The organism is Crenothrix sp., assembly GCF_043729335.1.
Classification (GTDB): Bacteria; Pseudomonadota; Gammaproteobacteria; order Methylococcales; family Methylomonadaceae; genus Crenothrix.
The window spans coordinates 1-2247 of the sequence record NZ_JAYTLQ010000043.1 but is presented as its reverse complement, the minus strand read 5'-3'; the positions used below and the strand labels follow the sequence as shown (position 1 = coordinate 2247).

Below are 2247 nucleotides of genomic sequence, written 5' to 3'. Positions count from 1 at the left end.
GCCCAGGAAGTAGACACATAGGCGGATTTGCCTTTTGCCAGATAACGGTCAAACGCTTCTTGCTGGGTAGATACATGATTTTGTGACACCAGGAAATCGGCAAAATGGGTGCGGGTAATCATGCCATCACCAGCCGCTTTTTTGACTGCTTCCAATGCGCCCGGGATGCGTTTTTTCTCCAATTTTAAGGCAATTTTTTCGGCGCGTTCCAGGCGAGTGCTTTGTAAGTTGCAGGTCGCTTCAGCCAAAGGTGCATAAGTTGGTTCTATGCCCAGCCCCACTACGTGGAAACATTTATCTTGCCAATTTGTAGAAAGCTCTATGCCCGTTATTAACTTCACACCTGTTGTTGCAGCACACAACTGTGCTTCTGTAAGACCGGCTGTGGTGTCGTGATCAGTTAACGCCAGCGAGGTTACGCCGTGCTGATGCGCACGCTGCACTAATTCTGTTGGTGATAATGCACCATCAGAGGCAGTTGAATGACAATGTAAATCGTAAAGTTCAGTCATAATTATTTAGGTTCAAGGTTCAAGGTAAAAGGTGAAAGGTTCAAGAGGATTGATTTTGTACCTTGTACCTTGTACCTGCATTATTGATATTCGCCATAAAGTTTGGCATAAAGGCCATTTTGGCTGATTAACGTTTCATGTCGTCCTTGTTCACAGATTTTACCTTGCTCAAAAACGTAAACATGATCGGCCTGTTTAACGGCACTCAAACGATGAGCAATAATAAGGGTAGTCCGGCCTTTTAAAAAAGTAGCGAGTGCCGCGTGTAAATCATGCTCTGTTTCGCTATCCAGTGCCGAAGTTGCCTCGTCCAATATTACCACTTTTGGATTGGCAACAATCATGCGAGCGATAGCCATTCTTTGCCGTTGACCACCAGAAAGCCTCATGCCCAAGCGACCGACGACGGTATCTAAACCGCTTTTCAAATCCTTAACCGCATCTGCCAATTGCGCTATTGCCAGTGCATTCCACAATACAGCGTCGCTAGCGGGCTTACCCAAAGTGAGATTGGCGCGGATAGTATCATTAAATAGAACCGGATGTTGCAACACAGTCACTACATTTTCTCTGACCACTTCTAAGCCTATGCGTTCGATGGGAACGTTATCAAAGTAAATTTGGCCCTCGTCTGGTGGGTAGAGTCCAATAAGGGCTTGTATCAAGGTGGACTTGCCGCCTCCGCTAGCGCCGACCAGGGCCACCTTTTCTCCGGCTTTAATTTTTAACTGTATACCGTTTAGTACTTTTTCTTCACCGTAACTGAAGTGTAAATTATCGACACGAATAGCGACGGTTTTTTTGTTCAGAAACGGATTTTCAAGATGCGGATAATGTGGCTCCTGTTTCAGCTCATTCAATCTGTTAATACGTCCTAATGCGGCTTTAGCGGCATAAAAAGCATATTGAATGCCCAGGATTTCCTGTACGGGTGCCATCATAAACCAAAGATAGCCGAAAACTGCTAGCATTTGACCGATACTAAGATCAGAATAAAACACCATCAGCATGGCACTGGCACGAAAAATATCAAACCCGAACAGAAATACCAAAAAACTTAAACGTGACGCCGCGTCACTTTTCCAGGCAAAAGCAGTTGAATACTCTTTCACGGATCGGGCAGAGTCGATCAGTTGTTGACAGTAATGTTGTTCGCGGTTGCTGGCGCGAATTTGATGAATTGCTTCCAGTGTTTCGGTTAACGACTGCTGAAAGACTTCATAAGCTGAGTTTTCCTTGTATTTAAGATCTTTGACGCGAGAACCGACCACACGAGTGAAATAAATCACCACGGGATTTAACAGCATGATAAATAACCCTAACTGCCAGTGCATCCATAATAAAATAACTGCTGTACCAATGATGGTCAGGCTGGCTACCAGTAGCTTGCTGGCGGTAGTGCCGATAAATGTATCAATCGTATCTAGGTCTTTGACCAGATGAGTAACCACCGCACCTGTGCCAAGACTCTCGTATTCAGACATGGAAATGGTTTGTAAATGTCCGATCAGATTTTTGCGGATGCGAAAAATAATGTCTTTAGAAATGCTGGTAAAGTGCCGGGCCTGAATGATGTTAAATATGATAGCGATGATTCTCAATAGTAAACTGACAATCAAAATAACAGTAATATAAAGAATAGGCAGATGCCATTCTACTGGAAATAGTCGATTTATAATGCCAATTGCTAACCCCGGTTTATTCAGTAAAACTTCATCGACCAACAGCGGCATCA

The 2247-nt window shown here is 44.1% G+C and carries 2 protein-coding genes; both read right to left on the bottom strand.

Translation table 11 applies throughout. The annotated features are described in order from the left end of the window. A partial coding sequence (locus ACHZC4_RS09965; RefSeq protein WP_394753693.1) for a PHP domain-containing protein occupies window positions 1–512 on the bottom strand: 512 nt, incomplete at its 3' end. Window positions 513–592: 80 nt separating this feature from the next. Beyond that, window positions 593–2245 carry an ABC transporter ATP-binding protein gene (locus ACHZC4_RS09960; RefSeq protein ID WP_394753692.1) on the bottom strand — a complete coding sequence of 551 codons (1653 nt, stop codon included), beginning with the start codon at window positions 2243–2245 and terminating at the stop codon, window positions 593–595. Between the last annotated feature and the right edge of the window lie 2 nt (window positions 2246–2247).